Annotated in this window: 20 protein-coding genes; 8 read left to right on the forward strand and 12 right to left on the reverse strand. The window is 63.5% G+C overall.

The genetic code is table 11. The annotated features are described in order from the left end of the window. Positions 1–11: 11 nt before the first annotated feature. Positions 12–2,135, reverse strand: a complete 2,124-nt coding sequence (locus tag FB597_RS13620) for a bifunctional diguanylate cyclase/phosphodiesterase (RefSeq protein ID WP_144769830.1) — start codon at positions 2,133–2,135, stop codon at positions 12–14. Positions 2,136–3,148: 1,013 nt separating this feature from the next. Here FB597_RS13620 and FB597_RS13625 point away from each other — a divergent pair. Beyond that, positions 3,149–3,604: an XRE family transcriptional regulator gene (locus FB597_RS13625; protein ID WP_144769831.1), complete on the forward strand. Its 456-nt coding sequence runs from the start codon at positions 3,149–3,151 to the stop codon at positions 3,602–3,604. 192 nt (positions 3,605–3,796) lie between these two features. On the opposite strand, the gene ybiB is transcribed toward FB597_RS13625, so the two are convergent. Next, on the reverse strand, positions 3,797–4,801 hold the full coding sequence (ybiB, locus tag FB597_RS13630) for a DNA-binding protein YbiB (RefSeq protein WP_141913608.1): 1,005 nt from the start codon (positions 4,799–4,801) through the stop codon (positions 3,797–3,799). 134 nt (positions 4,802–4,935) lie between these two features. On the opposite strand from ybiB, the gene tsaD reads away from it, so the two are divergent. Further along, entirely contained in the window at positions 4,936–5,973 is a 1,038-nt protein-coding gene (gene tsaD, locus FB597_RS13635) for a tRNA (adenosine(37)-N6)-threonylcarbamoyltransferase complex transferase subunit TsaD (protein ID WP_141913609.1), read from the forward strand. Positions 5,974–6,247: 274 nt separating this feature from the next. On the opposite strand, the gene plsY is transcribed toward tsaD, so the two are convergent. The 4 genes from plsY to FB597_RS13655 form a co-directional block, all read right to left on the reverse strand. Then, positions 6,248–6,865 carry a glycerol-3-phosphate 1-O-acyltransferase PlsY gene (gene plsY, locus FB597_RS13640; protein WP_141913611.1) on the reverse strand — a complete coding sequence of 206 codons (618 nt, stop codon included), beginning with the start codon at positions 6,863–6,865 and terminating at the stop codon, positions 6,248–6,250. A gap of 57 nt (positions 6,866–6,922) precedes the next feature. Then, a complete protein-coding gene (locus FB597_RS13645) occupies positions 6,923–7,417 on the reverse strand; it encodes an aminoacyl-tRNA deacylase (RefSeq protein ID WP_144769832.1) in 495 nt (164 codons plus the stop codon). A gap of 92 nt (positions 7,418–7,509) precedes the next feature. Further along, positions 7,510–8,433 carry a site-specific tyrosine recombinase XerD gene (gene xerD, locus FB597_RS13650; protein WP_144769833.1) on the reverse strand — a complete coding sequence of 308 codons (924 nt, stop codon included), beginning with the start codon at positions 8,431–8,433 and terminating at the stop codon, positions 7,510–7,512. Positions 8,434–8,436: 3 nt separating this feature from the next. After that, positions 8,437–8,946 (reverse strand): methylated-DNA--[protein]-cysteine S-methyltransferase, encoded by a 510-nt coding sequence (locus FB597_RS13655; protein WP_141913615.1) that lies wholly within the window; start codon positions 8,944–8,946, stop codon positions 8,437–8,439. A gap of 143 nt (positions 8,947–9,089) precedes the next feature. Between FB597_RS13655 and FB597_RS13660 the strand changes: the two genes are divergently transcribed. Beyond that, on the forward strand, positions 9,090–9,740 hold the full coding sequence (locus FB597_RS13660; RefSeq protein WP_144769834.1) for a VOC family protein: 651 nt from the start codon (positions 9,090–9,092) through the stop codon (positions 9,738–9,740). Between the two features lie 181 nt (positions 9,741–9,921). Here FB597_RS13660 and FB597_RS13665 read toward each other — a convergent pair whose 3' ends face one another. From FB597_RS13665 to FB597_RS13680, 4 genes are all read right to left on the reverse strand, one after another. Then, positions 9,922–10,119, reverse strand: coding sequence for a hypothetical protein (locus FB597_RS13665; RefSeq protein ID WP_141913620.1), 198 nt, complete (start codon positions 10,117–10,119; stop codon positions 9,922–9,924). 74 nt (positions 10,120–10,193) lie between these two features. Beyond that, on the reverse strand, positions 10,194–11,474 hold the full coding sequence (locus FB597_RS13670; protein ID WP_141913621.1) for a TRAP transporter large permease: 1,281 nt from the start codon (positions 11,472–11,474) through the stop codon (positions 10,194–10,196). Next, a complete protein-coding gene (locus tag FB597_RS13675) occupies positions 11,471–12,031 on the reverse strand; it encodes a TRAP transporter small permease (protein WP_141913622.1) in 561 nt (186 codons plus the stop codon). Before FB597_RS13675 ends, FB597_RS13670 begins: the two co-directional genes overlap by 4 nt. 130 nt (positions 12,032–12,161) lie before the next feature. Next, positions 12,162–13,166: a TRAP transporter substrate-binding protein gene (locus FB597_RS13680; RefSeq protein ID WP_144769835.1), complete on the reverse strand. Its 1,005-nt coding sequence runs from the start codon at positions 13,164–13,166 to the stop codon at positions 12,162–12,164. A gap of 196 nt (positions 13,167–13,362) precedes the next feature. Between FB597_RS13680 and FB597_RS13685 the strand changes: the two genes are divergently transcribed. The 3 genes from FB597_RS13685 to FB597_RS13695 all read left to right on the forward strand — a co-directional run bounded on the left by FB597_RS13685 (position 13,363) and on the right by FB597_RS13695 (position 16,945). Beyond that, positions 13,363–15,381, forward strand: coding sequence for a PAS domain S-box protein (locus FB597_RS13685; RefSeq protein ID WP_141914192.1), 2,019 nt, complete (start codon positions 13,363–13,365; stop codon positions 15,379–15,381). A gap of 64 nt (positions 15,382–15,445) precedes the next feature. Beyond that, positions 15,446–16,036, forward strand: coding sequence for a response regulator transcription factor (locus FB597_RS13690; RefSeq protein ID WP_141914193.1), 591 nt, complete (start codon positions 15,446–15,448; stop codon positions 16,034–16,036). 18 nt (positions 16,037–16,054) lie between these two features. After that, positions 16,055–16,945 (forward strand): AEC family transporter, encoded by an 891-nt coding sequence (locus tag FB597_RS13695; protein ID WP_141913624.1) that lies wholly within the window; start codon positions 16,055–16,057, stop codon positions 16,943–16,945. Positions 16,946–16,949: 4 nt separating this feature from the next. On the opposite strand, the gene queG is transcribed toward FB597_RS13695, so the two are convergent. After that, the gene (gene queG, locus FB597_RS13700) at positions 16,950–18,056 is read right to left on the reverse strand and encodes a tRNA epoxyqueuosine(34) reductase QueG (RefSeq protein ID WP_141913625.1); all 1,107 of its coding nucleotides are present in this window, start codon (positions 18,054–18,056) and stop codon (positions 16,950–16,952) included. A 33-nt stretch (positions 18,057–18,089) separates the two neighbouring features. On the opposite strand from queG, the gene tsaE reads away from it, so the two are divergent. Together tsaE and FB597_RS13710 are read left to right on the forward strand one after the other, a co-directional pair. After that, positions 18,090–18,575 carry a tRNA (adenosine(37)-N6)-threonylcarbamoyltransferase complex ATPase subunit type 1 TsaE gene (gene tsaE / locus FB597_RS13705; protein WP_141913626.1) on the forward strand — a complete coding sequence of 162 codons (486 nt, stop codon included), beginning with the start codon at positions 18,090–18,092 and terminating at the stop codon, positions 18,573–18,575. Next, entirely contained in the window at positions 18,539–19,891 is a 1,353-nt protein-coding gene (locus tag FB597_RS13710; RefSeq protein WP_141913627.1) for an N-acetylmuramoyl-L-alanine amidase, read from the forward strand. The genes tsaE and FB597_RS13710 overlap by 37 nt, the downstream gene beginning before the upstream one ends. A gap of 85 nt (positions 19,892–19,976) precedes the next feature. Here the strand turns inward: FB597_RS13710 and FB597_RS13715 are convergent, their stop codons facing one another. Beyond that, on the reverse strand, positions 19,977–20,639 hold the full coding sequence (locus FB597_RS13715) for a VTT domain-containing protein (protein WP_141913628.1): 663 nt from the start codon (positions 20,637–20,639) through the stop codon (positions 19,977–19,979). Between the last annotated feature and the right edge of the window lie 317 nt (positions 20,640–20,956).

Genomic DNA, 20,956 nt, shown 5'->3' on the forward strand with positions numbered 1-20,956 from the left:
CTCGAATGGCCTCAAACGGCCGGGCCCGGGCCGTTACGGAACATGGCGCCGAACAAGTCATCGTTGCTGGCCTCCAGCAACCCCTGGGTCTTGGCGGCTTCGGCCGGCCGCCCCAGCAGGAAGCCCTGCACCTGATCGCAATGCAGCGCCTGCAGTTCGCGCAACTGGGTTTCCGTCTCCACGCCTTCGGCCACCACTTCCATCTGCAGCGCATGCGCCAGCGCGATGATGGCCGACACGATGGCCCGCCCCGAATGGTCGCCGGCATCCAGGCGCGCGGTGAAGAAACGGTCGATCTTGATCTGGCGGCAATGGAATTGGGCCAGATAGGCCAGGCTGGAATAGCCGGTACCGAAATCGTCGATCGCGATATCGAAACCCAGCGCCTGCAAATCGTTGATGACGCGGGCGCTGCGCTCGACATCCTTCATCGCCGCCGTTTCGGTAATCTCGAACATCAGCCGCTGCGGCGCGATGCCCGCCTCGCCCACGATGCCGGTGATGCTGTCGACCAGGTCGGTACGCATCTGCAACGGCGACAGGTTCAGCGCCACCTTGACCGGTTTGACGCCGGCCATATCCCATTGCTTGATCTGGCGGCACACCGCGCGCAGCACCCAGTCGCCGATCGGGATGATCTGCCCCGAGCGTTCGGCAATGGGGATGAATTCGGACGGCGACATCTCGCCCAGTTCGGGATGGGTCCAGCGCAGCAAGGCTTCGACGCCGGTCAGCTGGTGGCTGCCGCCGCGGTACTTGGGTTGGAAATGCAGCGAGAACTGCTCTTGCTCGATGGCTTGCTGCAGCGCCTGGCGCACCGTCAGGTGGCGCATCGCGCTGGCGTGCATGGCCGGTTCGAAAAAGCGGTAAGTGTTGCGGCCGCTCTGCTTGGCCTCGTACATCGCGGCGTCGGCATTGCGCATCAATATGTCGACCGAATCGCCGCTGTTCGGATAAACCGCGATGCCGATGCTGGAGGTCACGCGCAGGGTCGCCTCTTCGATCTGGAAATCCTGGCGCAGCGCCGCCAGGATGTTTTCGCTCAACTGCTCCACCACTTCGGGCGACGAGAGATTGCTCATAACGACCACGAACTCGTCGCCGCCGATGCGCGCCACCATATCCTCGCCGCGGATGCAGCCGCGAATACGCTGCGACACCGAGACCAGCAAGCCATCGCCCACCGCATGGCCCAGCGAATCGTTGATGCCCTTGAACCCGTCCAGGTCCATGAACAGCACCGCAAACGGCTTGCCGTTGCGGCGCGCGACCTGGATCGCGTGCTGGATGCGGTCGGCCAGCAGCGCCCGGTTGGGCAGGCCGGTCAGCACGTCGTGCGTGGCGAAATGCAGCAGCTTGTCGTTGGTGCGGCCGACGATCCTCTTGAGCACCCGGTTACGCTGCGCGCCGCTGACGACCAGCGCCAGCGCCATCGCGAAGAAAGCGCCGAACACGATGCCATTGACCAGATGCTCGCGCGTGACGCTGCGCAGCGCATGGCTTTGCGCATCGGGCATGATGGCCACGGCGCGCAGGCCGGCGCAGGCGCTCGCCACCAGTCCCGCGCCCACCAGTACCGAAGCCAATACGCGCCGGGTCTGCTGCGAATTGAGCGAACCCACCGAATTGGCGCCGGCCTTGCGCGTATTGGTTGCGGAAAACAACGCGACGGCGAACACCGCCGTCAATTCGGTAGCCAGCACCGCCAGCAGAAGCAGGGATTTCTGGTACTTCAGCTCCGGCACCAGCATCATCGCCTTGAGCGCCATATGGAACACAGCGTTGAGCGCCGCGCCAATGGCCACGCCGCCGACCAGCAGGCGCGCCGCATGCGGCCGCCGCAATCCGGACAAGTGCATCAGGTAAAACGCGCTGCCCAGCGCCAGCAGCAGCGACAAGATTCCCAGCCGCGCCTCGAAGCCGACCGCCATCGGCAACCGCAGCGCCGCCACGCACAAGAACAGCGCCGACCAGAGGCCAAGACCGAACACGCCGGCCCCCAATGTCAGCCATAGCCTGCGGTACTGCGCCTCCTGGGTGGAAATGCGCTCCGACACCTCCAGCGCCGCATATGCCGACAAGCAGGCAACCAGCAGCGCAAACGCCAACAACAGGAAATTGTATGAACCAGGCATAGGTTTGGACCCGCCTCCCTTGGCAGCCTCGCCATGGGCAATCGCTGGAAGCCCATGTGAAACGGCGCTTGCTCAATATCGCGGCAGTACCGCACTTCACGCGCCGTGCCGCACGCAGGCGCGGCAGCCAGAAGCGGAAGGCGTCAGTCGATCTTCCGCTGCATGCCAACGGGTCGCCGCGTTCCATCCCGAACCTCGCCCGATGCCGTCCGGCGCGAACCGCATGCGCAAATGCATGTGTCCGCGGCGACGCCCGCGAGATGTCGAAATTCAAAAAAGTTACGTAACTGAAACGATACTGCGAAGGTGCTGCCGATTACTTTGATTATTCGATTTGTTTCATCCAGCCTGGGCCTTGCAGCAGGAGAATCCGCCAACCCCGTCCATGAACCGGCTTCATAAAGCGCTTCCCCCTCGGGAAGAACGAAGCCTCGATGATGCTGCGCCGCAATTGCGGCGCTCCCCCTGACGGCCCCTATTCTAGCCGCTCTGCACAAAAATTACTGCTGTCGGACGGCAGGCGGGAAACCGTTCGGAATGCCGCGCCGCCAGCACAGGAAATCAGACCCGTTTCATCGCCAGGGGCGAGATGCGCTCCAAATGAACGCTAATAATAATCTGATAATTTTCTAAAACTGGACTATAACTATATGAACAGTTTGCGCTCGGGAATTTCTCTGTCATGGTAGCGATCCACACCGCATCCGACAGCGTCATTGCCGACAACGTATTGGGTACGCCAAGCAGACTGATGACCTGACATGTGCAACGTATGCCACTTGCAAGGAAACGCCGCAAGCATTGCCGGCGATCCTGTCCGGAGACACACACATGGCGCTCTTCCAGCTTCCTGACAGCACATCCCCCGACGGCCCGGGAACCCCCGCCGCTCGCCGACGACGATACCGGCAACAGGCCCCATCAGGGCAGTGATTGTAAATCACGTTTGCTGCGTAACTCATTCGGAACGCAAACGTACCCCGGAAAACGCTGCGTCAAAGTAACTTCGAATCATGGAAACCGCCAATCAAAAATTCGCCAAGCGCCTGCGCGCTTCGATGGAACAAGCCGGATACGAACCCAAGCCCGCTGTCCTGGAAAGGGAATTCAATCTGCGTTACTGGGGCAAACCGATGACGCTGCATGGCGTGCGCCGCTGGCTGCTTGGTGAATCGATGCCCAAGCAGGACAAGCTGGAGACGCTGGCCGAATGGCTGATCGTCACGCCCCAGCATCTGCGCTTCGGCGAAGAAATTGGCAAACGCATCGACAAGCGCCGCGCCCGCTGGGAAGAGGCCATCGGTTACCGCGAGCGCGAAGCCTTCGAGGCCTTCATCAACCTCCCCGCGCCGCAGCGCAAGATCGTCAAGGAGGTGATCTTTGCGTTTACCCAGGCCGTGGCCAATAACGCCCCCGACAAAGGAACGGCGCCGTTGAAAGCGGTTACCCGGCGCCGCACCAAAAGCTGACCGAAACAGCCTTCCGACGCTATTCCCCCTCCCGGTCACCAGATCTCGGTTTGCACAGGGATCTTCCCACATTGATTTCCCGTTTCCCGCCCGGCCGCCTTGTCGGCGCTTCTTTTGCCGTTGACTTCTGTTACCGTTGCCGGGGCGTCCTGGCCCGCTCGATTCCCGCCGCATGGGAGATCGCGCGACAAGTCATCCGCGCTGTCGGATTTCGGCGGCGACTTGCACGCAATGCTCGACCTGCTCCGCAATCGATTCAGGCACTGGACGTTGCCCATCCAGCACCTCGGCGATCCAGGCGGCCGTGGTTTCGGCATCCCGCCCTTCGGGCAGGTCCGGCAGGTCTTCCGCCACGCTCTGCTTTTCCACCAGCACCGTCTTCACGCCGCGGCTGAACCAGTCGATGCGCTGCGCGCGACGCGCATTGGCAACGGTTTCGCCTTCGGTGCCGCGCATCAGGAAGGCATCGCCGCGTTCATGCGGGGCGGCATGGCCGAAGTAGTCGGACAACATGTCCAGGTACTCGGGATGGGTGTAGGACGTCAGGCGTAACGCAGGCGCCGCAAACGGCTGCATGATCTTCACCAGCGTATGCGTCGAATTGCGCACGCCGAGGATGCGGCGCATGTCCAGCAGGCGGGAAATCTTCGGCGCCAGCGCCTGGATCGGAATGAAAGCCGGCTTGCCGGCCGCCATCAAGGCCTGGGCCTCTGCCGCCGAGGCTGCATGGGCGATGCCCAGGGCGCTGATGATCTCGGCGCTGGTCACCCGCTGCGGATCGTGCGTGACCCCATGCATCAGCACCGGCACGCCGCGCCGTACCAGCAGCATGCACAACAGCGGCGTCAGGTTGGCCATCTTGCGCGAACCGTTATAGCTGGGCAGCACCACCGGCGCATAGTCGGACGACGGCGCGGCAAGCGGCGGGAACGACGCTTCGGCCGCGTCGAGGAAGCCGCCGATCTCTTCCACCGCCTCGCCCTTGACGCGCATGGCCAACAGGATCGCACCCAGCTCCAGGTCGGACACGCGCCCGTCGAGCATGGCTTCATACATCAGGCGCGCATCGTCACGCGACAAGCTGCGCGCGCCATCCTTGCCGCGGCCGATTTCCTTGATGAAACGGGCGGCGGCCAACGGTGGCTGGGATTGCCCGCCGGCAGCGCCGGCGGAAGCGGGAATCTGGTCGTTTTGCATGGCCGAAGGGTACACCAAAACCCCGTCCGGGCGCAGCCGCTGCAGCGCCCAAGCGCATGCACACGGGCTTTCCATTACAATACCGCCTTTCCCCGCGCCCTTGCGGATGCGGGCAGCACCACCATATTCCATCCATGATCGTTCTCGGCGTCGAATCCTCTTGTGACGAAACCGGCCTGGCTCTGTACGACACCGAGCGCGGCCTGCTGGCGCACGCCCTGCACTCGCAGATCGCCATGCACCAGGAGTATGGCGGCGTGGTGCCGGAGCTGGCCTCGCGCGACCACATCCGCCGCGCCATTCCGCTGTTGAAGCAAACGCTGGCCGAGGCCGCCGTCTCGGCGCACGACATCGACGCCATCGCCTACACCCAGGGCCCGGGCCTGGCCGGCGCGCTCCTGGTCGGGGCCTCGGTCGCCTGCGGCCTGGGACTGGCGCTGGACAAGCCGGTGCTGGGCATCCACCATCTGGAGGGCCACTTGCTGTCGCCGCTGCTGGCCAGCAAGCCGCCGCCGTTTCCATTCGTCGCCCTGCTGGTCTCGGGCGGCCATACCCAACTCATGCGGGTCGATGGCGTGGGCCGATATGAACTGCTGGGCGAGACGCTGGACGACGCCGCCGGTGAAGCCTTCGACAAATCGGCCAAGCTGCTCGGCCTGGGTTACCCCGGCGGCCCGGCAATCTCGCGCATGGCCGAGTTCGGCGATCCGGCGGCATACCAGCTGCCGCGCCCGATGCTGCACGCCAAGAACCTCGACTTCAGCTTTTCCGGCCTGAAGACGGCGGTGCTGACCGTGGTCAAGCGGCACAACACCAATATCTGCGAACAAGACAAAGCCAACATCGCGCGCGCCTTCGTCGACGCCATCGTCGAGGTGCTGGTAGCCAAGTGCATGGCGGCACTGAAGCAAACCGGGCTCAAACGGCTGGTGATCGCCGGCGGCGTCGGCGCCAACCGGCAACTGCGCGAAGCGCTCGACGCCGCGGCCGCCAGGCGCCGCTACGAGGTGTTCTATCCCGAGCTGCAGTTCTGCACCGACAACGGCGCCATGATCGCCTTCGCCGGCGCCATGCGCCTGCGCGAGCAGCCGGATGCGGCCAAGCGGGAATACGGTTTCAGCGTGCGCCCGCGCTGGCCGCTAGATGAACTGCGGGCGCCGCAGGCAGCATGAAAAAAGGCCGTTTTCACGGTAATGCCGTTCAGTTAAGGCTAATTCTGAGGCCCCCATCACAGAAGTCCGTTCGGGCTGAATAGGCCCGCCAGGGCCGTATCGAAGCCAGCGCGCCGGCATCAGCCGCCTCGCCTGCCCTTCGATACGTTGCTGCGCAGCCACTCAGGGCGAACGGAGTCTGAACTCCATAAACAAAAATGCCGTTCAGCGCTTAACTGAACGGCATTACCGTTTTCACGGCCCTTTTCATTTGCTGCGCGCTATCGCTTGCCGGCTACTTCGCCGCTTTCTTCTTGTCGCCGATCCGGCTTTCCTTGCCCGCCAGCAGGTTGCCGATGTTCTTGCGATGGCGGTAGATCAGCAATGCGCTCATCGCCACCACCGCCAGCAGGATGCCGTCGGTGCTGCCGAACAGCAGGCCGTAGTAGAACGGCGCGAACAATGCCGCCACCAGTGCCGCCAGCGAGGAATAGCGGAACGCATAGGCGATCACCAGCCAGGTCGCCAGCGTGGCCAGCCCCAGCCAGACGTTCAGCGCCAGCAGGATGCCCAGCGCCGTCGCCACCCCCTTGCCGCCGACGAAGCGGAAGAACACCGGCCACAGGTGGCCCAGGAACACGGCCAGCGTCACCAGCGCCAGGCCGGCGTCGTCGACGCCGAATTGCGGGCCGAACCGTTGCGCCAGCCATACCGCCAGCCAGCCCTTGAAGCCATCGCCAATCAACGTCAGCGCCGCGGCCTTCTTGTTGCCGCTGCGCAGCACGTTGGTGGCGCCGGGGTTCTTGGAACCGTAAGTGCGCGGATCGGCCAGGCCGAACAGCTTGGAGACGACCACCGCGAAGGAAAGCGAACCGATCAGGTAGGCGGCAATGGCGAAAAGGATGTTGTACATGGATGAAAAGTCTTTCAGGTGGTTCTTGTCGTTATCGGTTGTTGGGCGTGCGGCGCGCTAGTCCGGCAGCGCGCACTGCACCGGCTTGACGGGCAATACCTTGAGGATCGCGGCCGGATCGATGCCGACCAGGAAACCGCGCCGTCCGCCGTTGATATAGATCTTGCCGAGATCGAGGATGGTCGACTCGACATACACCGGCATCGCCTTGCGGGTGCCGAAGGGCGACGTGCCGCCGATCAGGAAGCCCGAATGGCGGTTGGCCACCTCCGGCTTGCAGGGCTCGACCGACTTGCAGCCGATCTGGCGCGCCAGGTTCTTGGTGGAAACCTTGCAGTCGCCATGCATCAGTACCAGCAGCGGCTTGGCGGCCTCGTCCTGCATCACCAGCGTCTTGACCACCGCGTGTTCTTCCACGCCCAGTTCGCGCGACGACACCGATGTGCCGCCATGCTCTTCATAGTCGTAAGGATGCTCGCTGAAGGCCACGCCATGCTTGCGCAGGAACTGCGTGGCCGGGGTCTCGGAGATATGTTCTTTTCTGGAGCTCATGGGATTTCATACATCGTCCGGCAACGCCGCCATGGGCGCACATTATGCCGCAAGAACGGCATATTGCGCGCCCCCGGCGCATTGCCCCGCGCTCATCCGCGCGGATGATGTTGCGCATGCAACTGCTTGAGGCGCTCGCGCGCCACATGGGTATAGATCTGGGTAGTGGAAATATCGGCATGGCCCAGCAGCAGCTGCACCACCCGCAGGTCGGCGCCGTGGTTGAGCAAATGGGTGGCGAAGGCGTGGCGCAGCGTGTGCGGCGACAGGCGCGCGGTGATGCCGGCCTGCAGCGAATATTTCTTGATCAGGGTCCAGAACATCTGGCGCGTCATCGGGCCGCCGCGCGCGGTGACGAACAGCGCGTCGTCGACCTGGCCCTGCATGATCTGCGGCCGGCCTTCGGCCAGGTAGCGCTCGATCCAGGCGCCGGCTTCCTCGCCGAACGGCACCAGGCGCGTCTTGTCGCCCTTGCCGGTCACGCGCAGCACGCCTTCGTTCATGCCGACCTCGATGCTCTTCAACAGCACCAGCTCGGAAACCCGCAGGCCGCTGGCGTACATCAATTCGATCATGGTGCGGTCGCGCAACCCCAATGGCGCCGACACGTCGGGCGCGGCCAGCAGCGCCTCCACCTGGCCTTCCGACAGGGTCTTGGGAAAGCGCTGCGGCTGCTTGGCCGAACGCAGCTTGAGGCAAGGATCGGCGTTGATGCGGTTGTTGCGCAGCGCCAGCTGGAAAAAACGCTTGAGCACCGCCAGCCTGCGGTTGGAAGAACTGGCCTTGCTCTCGGCGTGGCGCGCGGCGAAATAGGCGTTGAGGTCGTCCGGCTGGGTGGCGTACAGCGACTTGGCGCGCTCCTGGCCGAGCCAATGCGCGTACAGGGTCATATCGCGCCGGTAGGCTTCCAGCGTGTTCTTCGACAAGCCATCCTCCAGCCACAGGCTGTCGCAAAATTCATCGATCGCTGCGCTGCTCTCGGGCGGCGCCTCGATCTTGGGGGCGGTGCGTCCCATCGGTCAGTATCCTGTGACGCCTTCATGCCTGAGCAGCCAGCGCTTGACGTTGAGATAAAAGCTGTCGACATCGTCATGATGCGAAAAGCCGCCCAGCCCGCCCGCCGCCGTCACGCGGTGGCAAGGCACGACCAGCGGATACCAGTTGGCGCCGCAAGCCTGCCCGACGGCGCGCGGCGCCGACTTGATGCGGCGCGCGATGTCGCCATAGGTCAGCACCTGCCCGCTGGGGATTTCCGCAATGGCATGCCAGACGCGCTTCTGGAATGGGCTGCCGGCATCGGCCAGCGGCAGCTTGAAGCGGAATTCGGGATCCTTCAGGTAACGCGCGATCTGCTTGGCGGCCTTGGCCGCCAGCGCATCGGTGGCTTCCTTTTCGGCGAAATGGCGCGGCAGGTAGACTATCTCGCGCACCACGCCCGCTTCGGTGCGGATGCCCATGCCGCCGAACGGCGTGTGGATGACGGCGGCGAACAGGTCGGCGAGCTGGGTGGCGGGAGCAGATGTCTTCATGATGGAAGTCGGTTGGCAACGATGCTGCGCTATTTTAGAACTCATTTCATCGATCGGCGCGCGATGCGTTCCTGGCAATCGGCGATGCGGCTTGATACCATCGCCGTTTCTGCCGGCCCGGCACAATCCAATGGAGCCCCCCGATGACTGCAAGCCCCCTGCGCAGCGAACCCGACCACCTGGTAGTGACCGCCGCCTCGCTGGAACAAGGCATGGCTTGGGTAGAACAAAAGCTGGGGCTGAGCATGGCGCCGCGCATCGGCGGCGAACATATACGCCTGGGCACGCATAATGCGCTCATGTCGCTGGGCCCCGGGTTCTATCTCGAAGTGATCGCCATCGATCCGCTGGCGCCGGCGCCGTCGCGTCCCCGCTGGTTCGGCCTCGACGCGCTGGCAGGCGATGCCGCGCCACGCCTGGCGCACTGGGTGGCGCGCACCGGCGATATCCATGCGGCGTTGCAAGCCATGCCGCTCAAACCCGGCATCGTCGAAGAAATGAGCCGGGGCGCGCTGCACTGGCTGATCACCATCGCCGCCGACGGCCGCCTGCAATGCGACGGCCTGCTGCCGTCGCTGATCCAGTGGCAAAGCCAGCCGCATCCGGCGGCCGCCTTGCCCGACCTCGGTTGCCGGCTGGCGACGCTGCAAGCGCACCACCCGCAGGCAGACGCCTTGTCGGCCTCGCTGCATGCCATCGGGCTGGACGACCAAAGGATTGCCCTGCATGCGGCCCAGACGGCGACACTGACCGCCGCCATCATGACGCCCCACGGAATGCGCGTGCTGGGCTAGCCGGCAGGGACGCAAGCAAACAGGGACACAACAAGGCACAAAAAGAAAAAGGCGCATCAACGATGCGCCTTCAAAAACTCCTGATGCATTCCCGGCTGTTAAGACAGCTCAATCGAATGCACGTCTCCTCAGTTTCCTCGGTATCTATACCGTTTGTTATGCACCACCCGCTTACATTCGGTCAGCCCCGGCGCCGCTTTCCGATGTATCGGAAAAGCTGGCCCTGCGAGGCATTGCACATCACAACAAAAAACATCAACAAAGACTGGAATATCCGGTTGCCGAAGCTGCCAAGCACCGCCTGACGGTTCAGCAAAGCACGCACTTTAACAGTACTCAAGGCGCTTTTCAAAGCACTTTTTGAGAGAATTTCACACATGCTTTTTGGCAACTTAACAGACATCTGACGAAGGGGCGCTGCCTGCCTGCGACGCCCCTTTCGTCATGCCTGCATCAGTTAAATACCAGGTTGGGCAGCCACAGCGACAGTGCCGGCCAGTACGTGACCAACGCCAGGAATCCCAGCATGGTCAACAGCCACGGCATGACCGCGATGGTCAGTTCGGTGATGCCCATCTTGGTGATGCCCGAGGCCACGTACAAGTTCAGCCCCACCGGCGGATGGCACATGCCGACTTCCATGTTGACCACGATCAGGATGCCGAAGTGCACCGGGTCGATGCCCAGCTTCATCGCCACCGGGAACAGGATCGGCGCCATGATCAGCACGATCGAGGAAGGCTCCATCACGTTACCGGCCAGCAGCAGCAGGACATTCACCACCAGCAGGAAGGTGATCGGTCCCAGGCCGGAGTCGGTGATCCAGGCTGCCATCGATTGCGGGATGTTCTCGCTGGTGACCAGAAATGAGAACAGCACGGCGTTGGTGATGATGTAGAGCAGCATGGCCGACATCGAGGCCGAGTCCAGCAGCACCTTGGGCACTTGCTTGAGGCTCATGTCCTTGTAGACGAACACGGCGATGATGAAGGCATATACCGCGGCCATCGCCGCCGCTTCGGTCGGCGTGAACACGCCGGTATAAATGCCGCCCATCACGATCACGATCAGGAACAAGCCCCAGCCGCTTTTACGGAACGCGGCGAAGCGCTCCTTCCAGCTCGCCTTGGGCAGGCGCGGGTAATTGTTCTTGCGCGCCAGGAACCAGGTCGTCAATCCCAGCAGGAAGGCCAGCAGCAGCCCCGGCACCACGCCGGCCATGAACAGCTTGCCCACCGAGGTATTGGTCGAGACCGAATACATCACCATCACGATGGAGGGCGGGATCAGGATGCCCAGCGCGCCCGAAGTCGTGATCACGCCGGCGCCGAAGCGGTTCGGGAAGCCTTGCCTGACCATCGCCGGCAAAATGATGGAGCCGATGGCCACCACGGTAGCCGGCGACGAACCCGAGACCGCCGCGAACAGCGCGCAAGCCAGCACGCCGGCCAGCGCCAGCCCGCCATGCCAGTGCCCGACCATCGACGTGGCGAAGTTGATCATGCGCCGGGCCACGCCGCCGTGCGTGAGGAAATTGCCGGCCAGGATGAAGAACGGGATGGCCATGATCTCGAACTTCTCGATGCCGGTAAACAGTTTCAATGCGACCGACTGGATCGGCACATCGGTCATGGTGAACAGGAACGTGAGGACGGTCAGGCCGAGCGAGATCGAGATCGGCATGCCGGTCAGCATCAGGCCGAACAGCAGGACGAAGATGATGAGGGCGTTCATGCCTTTTCTCCTTTGACTTCTTCATCCAGGCCTTCGACATAGGCGTGGTCGTGCTTGGGCAATTCGCCCGTCCGGGAGAAATTCCATGCCACCTGCAGGAAACGGAAACACATCAGGTAAGAGCCCAGCGGCACCGCCAGATAGACCAGCCACATCGGCACTTCCATCACTTCGGAGGTGCTGTCATGCTGGGCGATGTCGTAGACGAACTCGGCGCCGAAGGTGCCGACGATACCGGTAAACAGCGCTCCGGCGAGCAAGCCGAAGATCACGAACTTGTTGCGCCACGGGGTGTTGAGGCGATTGATCAGCACGTCGACGCCGACGTGGATGCCGGTGCGCACGCCATAGGCGGCGCCGAACTTGGCCATCCACACGAACATGTAGATGCACAGCTCCTGGGCCCAGCTCATGTTGATCTGGATCAGCTGATCTTGCAGCCAGGGGATGTCGAGGCCGGATGCATAACGATGCACCACGGCCACGAAGATGATGACGGTCGCCGCCGCCATCAGGAAGGCGATCAGCCATTCCTCAAGATGGTCGAGAAACTTCATGGTGTCTCCTGCTTCGATGCCGCCGGCGCGCCGTGAGGCGCCGGCCATCGAGCGTGGTTTGATTTCTTCTTGTCAGCAAGCTAGCGGGCGAGCGCCTCAACGGCGCGCGCCCGGTTGCCGGTGGCGGGAATTACCTCTGGCCCAATGCTGCCGCTTCCTTGTTGACGGCTTCGATCAGGTTCTTGTCGATGCGCATTTCCATTTGCTTTTGCACCGGCAAGAGAACCTTGCGCCATTCCGCCTTTTCCTTGTCGGTCAGGCGATAGACGGTGGTCTTGCCGGTCTTCTCGACAGCGGCCAAGGCGGCATCGTTTTCCTGTTGCGCGATGGCGTTGGCATACTTGGTGGCATCCTTCATCGCGCCTTCCAGCTGGGTGCGGATGTCGGACGGCAAGCCATCCCAGAACTTCTTGTTGACGATCACCGCGTAACCCAGGTAGCCGTGGTTCGACACGGTCACATGCTTCTGCACTTCATGCATCTTCTGGGTATAGAGGTTCGAAGGCGGGTTTTCGGTGCCGTCCACCACGCCGGTCTGCAATGCCTGGTAGACCTCGGAGAAGGCCAGCACCTGCGGATTGGCGCCCAGCGCGCGCATCTGCGCGTCCAGCACCTTGGAGGACTGGATGCGCATCTTCAGGCCGCGGAAATCGGACGGGTTATGCAGCGGCCGGTTGGCCGACATCACCTTGAAGCCATTGTCCCAGTAAGCCAGGCCGGTAATGCCCTTGGGCTCCAGCTTCTTGAACAGTTCCTTGCCGATCGGGCCTTCGGTCACCCGGTACAGCACTTCCTTGCTGGGGAAGATGTAAGGCAGGTCGAACACCTCGAACTCCTTCACGCCCAGCGGGCCGAACTTGGCCAGCGACGGCGCCAGCATCTGCACCGCGCCCAGTTGCAGCGCTTCCAGTTCTTCCTTGTCCTTGTACAGCGTGCTGTTCGGATAGACCTCGACCTTCACGCGGCCGTGGGTTGCCTTCTCGGCCAGTTCCTTGAAGCGCTCGGCGCCCTTGCCCTTGGGCGTATCGTTGGCCACCACGTGGCTGAACTTGATGATGATGGGCTGCTGCGCGAAGGCGCTGCTGCTGACAATGGCGGCTGCCCACAACGCGAACAGCAAGGACTTGAGTTTCATTGCGTCTCCCCTGATTTAGGAATTTAAGAATTTTTGTTATGCACTTGCAGCGCGTAGCCCAAGTGGCCTGCGGATTTTGCATAGCTCCCCAAAACGGGGCAACTGTGGAAAACCACAATCTCCCGCCGAACCCGCCTTCATGCTGCGCCGCACAGTGCTGGCGCCCGGCGGCGCGCGCGGCTACACTGGCGGCGTCATGAAACCGCCGCCGCCCATTGCCACCCAGCCCACGCCCGCTTCGCTGCTGCTCGAACCCAGCCGCAAGGCCACCATGCGCTGGCTGATCCCGATCCTGCTGGTGTTCCTGTTCCTGACCACGCTGATCTGGCTGCCGCGCCAGGCGCAGCAGATGGAGGCCAGCGAGCGGCTGGAACAACTGATCGCCGACTCCTTGTGGGTGGAACAGGCGATCCGATTCCAGTTGAGCCGCGACGATGAAAGCATGCGCATCATCGCCCGCGAGATCATCAACAGCCACCTGCGCCAGGACCATTTCCGCAGCCGCCTCAACGCCCTGCTGCGCAATAACCGCGAGTTCTACCGGGTCACCTGGTTTGGCGCGGACGGCAAGCCGGTGGCGTCCACCGACGACTTCCCTATCACCCGCGACGACCTTTCCGACCCGTCGCGCATGACCGGCGAACGCGCGCGCCAGATCCGCCGTCCGCTGTACAGCCCGCCGGCCGTGCCGCCCGGCATCGCCGAACCGGCGTTGATGGACTACCACGTGCCGATGTTCCGCGACAACCACTATATCGGCAGCCTGGTGGCCAGCTACGCGGTGGCGCGCATCCTCAACGAAATGGTGCCGTGGTGGTTCGCCCAGGACAATGAAATCTCGCTCACCGACACCGACGACAACGTGGTGGCGCGTCGCACCGCCGGCGGCCCGGGCCTGAACGTCTATACCCACCGGCGCGAACTGGAGCTGCCCGGCCTGACGCTGGTGCTGCATACCAACAGCACCAAGAGCGCGCCCAAACTCCTGCCCAACCTGCTGGTGGGTTCGGTGATCGTGCTCTCGCTGGGATTGCTGTGGAGCCTGTGGGCGCTGTGGCGCGACGTCAACCGCCGCACCAAGGCCGAGGGCGCGTTGTTGAATGAGGCCACCTTCCGCGCCGCGATGGAAAACTCGCTGGTCACCGGCATGCGCGCGCGCGACCTGCAGGGCCGCATCACCTACGTCAACCCGGCCTTCTGCAAGATGGTCGGCATCCCGGCCGAGGAGCTGGTGGGCAAGATCCCGCCCATGCCCTACTGGGCGCCGGAAGCGATGGACGAATACCAGGAGCGCTTTTCCAACGTGCTGGCCGGACGCATCACGCCGCAGTTCGAAACCATCTTCCAGCGCAACGACGGCGAACGCTTTCCGGTGCTGATCTTCGAGTCGCCGCTAGTGGACCAGAACGGCAAGCAGACCGGCTGGATGGGTTCCATCCTCGATGTCTCCGAACGCAAGCGCGCCGAAGACCTGAACCGCACCCAGGAAGAAAAGCTGCAAGCCAGCGCGCGCCTGGCCAGCATGGGCGAGATCGCCTCCACGCTGGCGCACGAATTGAACCAGCCGCTGGCGGCCATTTCCAGCTTCACCACCGGCGCGCTCAACATGATGCAGCAAGGCAATGCCGATCCCGCGGCGCTGCAGCCGGCGCTGGAAAAGATCCACGCGCAGGCGCAACGCGCCGGCCACGTGATCCGCAGCGTGCACCAGTTCGTCAAGAAACGGGAACCGGCGCGCCAGCCGTTGCGGATCGGGCAGTTGATCGACAACGTCACGCCGCTGGTGGAATTGCAGGCGCAGCAATTTTTCGTGGTGCTGCAAACCCATGTGCCGCCCAACCTGCCCGCGGTATCGGGCGACCAGGTGTTGCTGGAGCAAGTGATCCTGAACCTGACCCGCAACGGCATCCAGGCCATGGCCGGAGCGCCGCCGGAACGCCGCATCCTGCGCATCGTGGCCGAAATCGACCGCAGCCCGGCCAGCGCGGAGTCAGTGGTGGTGTCGGTGATCGACCAGGGCCACGGCATCCCGGAAGACGTGGCGGCGCGCCTGTTTTCGCCGTTTTTCTCGACCAAGGCCGAAGGCATGGGCATGGGTCTCAACATCTGCCGCACCACCATCGAATTCCACGGCGGCACGCTGACGTACACCAACAACCCGGCAGGCGGTACAATCTTCCGGTTTTCGCTGCCCGCGCAAAGCGGGACCTACTAAAAACAACCGGGAAGAGACTGACGCAAGCCGCACGCCAGACATGGCCGCGGCCCGTTCCAATCCGATGCTGCATATAGTCGACGACGAAGAAATCATCCGCGACTCGCTGACCTGGCTGGCGCGTTCGCGCAATATCGCCGCCGCCAGCTACGAGAGCGCACAAGCGCTGCTGTCGGCGCTGGAAGGCGCCGCCGGCTTCGATCCCGCCGGCGAATGCATCCTGCTCGACGTGCGCATGCCCGACATGAGCGGCGTGGCGCTGTTCAACGAACTCGCCGCCAAGGGCCTGGCGCGGCGGCGGCCGGTGATCGTCCTGACCGGCCACGGCGATGTGCCCATGGCGGTCGACATGCTCAAGAACGGCGCCTTCGACTTCTTCGAAAAACCCTTCAACGACAACCAGCTGATGGACCGCGTGCTGCAAGCGCTGCAAAGCTCGTGCGCGGCCGGCGAGGAAGATGCGGTACAAGTCCGCCTGGCCGGCCTGTCGGTGCGCGAACGCGAAGTCCTGAACCTGATCCTGGCCGGCAAGATGAACAAGGTCATCGCCGATGAACTGGGCATCAGCATGCGCACGGTAGAAGTGCACCGCGCGCACATTTTCGACAAGATGAACGTCAAGACCGCGGTCGAGCTGGCGCGCCTGCTGAAGTAACCGCGCTCGGACCGTGTCATGAATATCCTCAACCTCCTGCTGCCCGACTTCAGCCTGATCGCGCTGGGCGTGCTGGTCTACCGCATCACCAACTGGGGCGAGCACTTCTGGGCCGGGCTGGAAAAACTGGTCTATTTCCTGCTGTTCCCCGCCCTGCTGTTTTATTCCACCGCGCGCCTGAAGCTGGACCTGTCGGCCACCGGCGGCCTGCTGCAGACCGGCATGCTGGCGCTGCTGCTGGGCATTGCGCTGACCTGGCTGGGCAAGCCTTTCATCAAGGCCACGCCGATGACCTACGAGTCCGGCATGCAGACCGCCTATCGCTTCAATTCCTATATCGCCCTGGCCCTGGCCACCCGCATGGCCGGGGAAGAAGGCGCCGGGCTGATGGCCATGCTGCTGGGCTTCGGCGTGCCGCTATGCAATGCGGCGGCGGTGCATGCGCTGGCGCACAAGAGCGGCAACCTGCTGCGCGAGCTGGCGAAGAATCCGTTGCTGATCGCCACCGCCGCCGGACTGCTGTTTTCCGCCGCCGGGCTGCAGCTGCCCGAAGTGGCCGGGGTGGTGCTGTCGCGCCTGGGCAGCGCGTCGATCGCGCTGGGGCTGCTGATGGTAGGCGCAGGGCTCAGGCTATCGGGGCTCAAGGAAAGCAAACTGATGGTGGCGTGGCTGCTCGCCATCAAACTGCTGGCGGTGCCGGCGGCGGCGTTCTTCATCGGACGCCAGTTGCAGCTGCCGGTGCTGCAATGGCAGATCGTGGTGCTGTTCTGCGCGCTGCCGACCGCTTCCAGCGCCTACATCCTGGCCACCCGCATGGGCGGCAACGGGCCGGCCACGGCCTTCCTGATTTCCTTGGGCACGCTGGTGTCGGCGGCCACCATCCCGTTCTGGCTGATGCTGGTGTCCTGAGGCCTCAGTCCGCTGCGCCTTCCAGGCCATGCCTTTGCAGCGCCCATGCCACATGCTCGCGCACCAGCGCCGACGGATGCGCCTGGCGTGCCTGCAACGCAGCCACGATGCCGGCATCGCCTTTGGCGACGGATGATGCGGCGGCATTGCCCAAGCCGACGGCAAGATTGCGCAGCCAGCGCTCATGGCCGATGCGGCGGATCGCGCTGCCTTCGGTGTTTTTCAGGAATTCTTCCTCGCTCCAGGCGAACAGCTCCACCAGGGCGGCCTGGTCGAGGCCGTGGCGCGGATCGAAGTCCGGCAGGCTGGCGCGCTGGGCGAACTTGTTCCAGGGGCAGTAGAGCTGGCAGTCGTCGCAACCGTAGATGCGGTTGCCGATCAGCGGACGCAACTCCAGCGGGATGCTGCCCTTGAGTTCGATGGTGAGGTAAGAGATGCAGCGCCGCGCGTCCAGCTCATACGGCGCGACGATGGCCTGGGTCGGGCAGACATCGATGCAGGCGCTGCACTGGCCGCAATGCGGCGTGACCGGCGCGTCCACCGGCAACGGCAGATCGGTCAGCATCTCGCCGAGGAAGAACATGGAACCGGCCTCCCGGTGCAGCAGCAGCGTATGCTTGCCGCGCCATCCGAGCCCGGCCTTTTCGGCCAGCGCCACTTCCATGACCGGCGCCGAATCGGTGAACACGCGATAGCCGAAGGGGCCGATTTCGCCTTCGATGCGAGTCGCCAGCTGCTGCAGGCGCGCACGCAGGACCTTATGGTAGTCGCGGCCGCGGGCGTAGATGGAAACCTGGGCCGCCGCCGGGTCGGCGCCGCGGGCCTCTTCCCGGGCGCGCCAATCTTCGTCTTCGCCTGGCCGGGGCGCCGGCAGGTAGGGCATGCGCACGCTGACCGCCCGCACCGTGCCCGGCACCAGTTCGGCCGGACGCGCCCGCTTCATGCCGTGGCTTGCCATATAATCCATCTCGCCGTGGTAACCCTTGTCCAGCCAGGCCTGGAAGCCGGCTTCGCGATGCGACAGATCGACGTCGGCGATGCGCACCTCGGCAAACCCGAGTTCGCGGCCCCAGGATTTGATGGCAATGGCAAGTGCGGCTAAGTCGGTCATGAGCCAGAAAAACAATCAATCGGAAATAAGAGCATGCAGCATCTTCACCTTCACCTGCCCGACGAAGCCGCCACCGCCCGGCTGGGCGCGGGCCTGGCCGGCGCGCTGGCGCCCGGCCTGACGCTGTACCTGCATGGCGACCTGGGCGCGGGCAAGACGGCGCTCACGCGCGCGCTGCTGCATGCGGCGGGCCACCAGGGGCGGGTCAAGAGTCCCACCTATACGCTGGCCGAGCCCTATGAGGTCAAGATCGCAGAGCGCATGGTAACAGTCATCCACTTCGATCTCTACCGGATGGCCAGCCCGGAGGAGTTCCTCGACGCCGGATTCCGTGAACATTTCAACGAAAACACCGTCTGTATCGTCGAATGGCCAGAAAAGGGGGAAACAGTGTTGCCGCCGCCGGACATTCACATCAGCCTGATGATCGCACAGCACGGGCGTGATGTAGAATTACGTGCGTTGTCTGACAAAGGTCATCAATGCCTCGCTCGACTGAAATTCGCTCCGAACCTGTAAAGTCCAAAAGCCGCCGCACCATCCTCAAAGCAGGCGGCGTCCTCTTCGTCTCCGTCGTCACCCCGCTGCCCGCCTGCGCTTCGCAGATCCTGGCCGTGCGCGTGTGGCCGTCCGAGGATTACACCCGCGTGACGCTGGAGAACGACAGCGACCTCAAGGTCACCCACTTCGTGGTGAAGGATCCGGAACGCCTGGTGGTCGATATCGAAGGCATCGACCTGAACGGCACCCTCAAGGACCTGGTGGCCAAGATCCAGCCCAACGACCCGTACATCAAGCAGGTGCGCGTGGGCCAGAACCGCCCGAGCGTGGTGCGCTTGGTGTTCGACCTGAAGGATGAAATCAAGCCGCAGGTGTTTACGCTGGCGCCGGTGGGCGAATACAAATACCGCTTCGTGATCGACCTCTATCCGGCCAACCCGCCGGACCCCATCGCGGCGCTGATCCAGAAGGGCGACTGGTTCAAGGACGCCCCGCGCGACTCCGCCCAGGCCCAGATACCGGCGCAACCCGATCCGGCGCCGCTGGCGCAAGCCAGGCCGCAGCCGGAGGAACAGCCCGAAAAGCATCCCAAGCCGGCGCCGGACGAGCCGCGCATGCAGCTCACGCGCATGATCACCATCGCGCTCGACCCCGGCCACGGCGGCGAGGATCCCGGCGCCACCGGCGCGCGCGGCAACCGCGAGAAGGACGTGGTGCTGTCCATCGCCAAGCGCCTCAAACGCAAGATCGAGCAATACCCCAACATGCGCGTGATGCTCACCCGCGACGCCGACTTCTTCGTGCCGCTGGGCCAGCGCGTGATCAAGGCGCGCAAGGTGCAGGCCGACCTGTTCGTCTCGATCCACGCCGACGCCTTCGTGCAGCCTACCGCGCGCGGCTCCTCGGTGTTTGCGCTGTCCGAGAAAGGCGCCAGCTCCACCGCGGCGCGCTGGCTGGCCAACAAGGAAAACTCGGCCGACCTGATCGGCGGCGTCAACATCAAGACCCATGACCGCCAACTGGCCAGCGTGCTGCTGGACTTGTCCACCACGGCCCAGATCAACGACAGCCTGCGCGTGGGCAATGCGGTGTTGAAGGAAATCGGCGGCATCAACCGCCTGCACAAAGGCGCGGTGGAACAGGCCGGCTTCGCCGTGCTCAAGGCGCCGGACATTCCCAGCATCCTGATCGAGACGGCCTTCATCTCCAACCCGGAAGAAGAAGCCAAGCTGACCGACGAGCGTTACCAGGAGCAGATGGCCGACGCCATCCTGACCGGCATCCGCAAGTATTTCGCCAAGAACCCGCCGCTGGCCAAGAACAAGCTGACCTGATTCCGGCCTGCCTCAAGCAAAAACCCCGGCCTGCATCGCAGTACCGGGGTTTTTCATATGTCCGGAAACAGGGACAGGAATGCCGTCAGGCGTTGCTGACCTTGCGCTTGCCGCGCAGCTTGCGCCAGACCTGCCACAAGGCGCCCAGCACGATGGGAATGATGGCGCCGACGATGCCGATAAGGACCAGGCAATTCAGGTTCTGCTGCACCAGCGGGATATTGCCGAACAAATAACCCAGCACGACCAGGCTGACCACCCACAAGAACGCGCCCAGGATGTTGAACAGCTGGAATTTGGCGAAGGTCATGGCCGACACGCCGGCGATGAATGGGGCGAAAGTACGGACGATCGGGGTAAAACGGGCGATCACGATGGTCTTGCCGCCGTGTTTCTCGTAGAAGGAATGGGTTTTTCGCAGCGCCTCGGGATTGAGCCAGCGGTAATTGTGGGTATAGACCCGGTGCCCCACCAGCGAACCTATCCAGTAATTGAGGGTGTTGCCGGAAACGGCCGCCACCACCAGCAAGACCATCAGGACCCAGATATTCATGGCGCCGGTGGCGCAGAAGGTGCCGGCGATGAACAACAGCGAATCGCCCGGCAGGAATGGCAGCACCACCAGGCCGGTTTCACAGAAGACGATCAGAAAAAGCACCGCATAAATCAAGGTGCCGTACTGCTCAATCAGAACACCAAGGTATTTATCGACGTGGACCAGCACGTCCAGCAACTGCAGATAATCCATAAGCCCCATCGTCCCGATTACATCGCCAGTCGGCTCCCGTGCCGCACGGCCCCGGGGCCTGCCCGCATGGGCAGCCCGCATTTCCCTGATGACAACACTGCCCGATGGCGAGTAATGGCCTCATCACGACGGGCCATCATACACCATCGTTTCCCCTGTTTTCGGACTACATTGCATCGAATCGGGCAAGCGCCGCCCGCGCCATGTGGCGCAATACTCACAAATCAACACGGGCTCTTCAGAACAGTCAGGCGCCGGCCGATAACAGGCATGGCATGCATGCCGGGCAACCAGCCGCCACGGCATGAAACCGCGGA

The sequence above is a fragment of the Herbaspirillum sp. SJZ099 genome (assembly GCF_007828355.1).
Classification (GTDB): Bacteria; Pseudomonadota; Gammaproteobacteria; order Burkholderiales; family Burkholderiaceae_D; genus Herbaspirillum.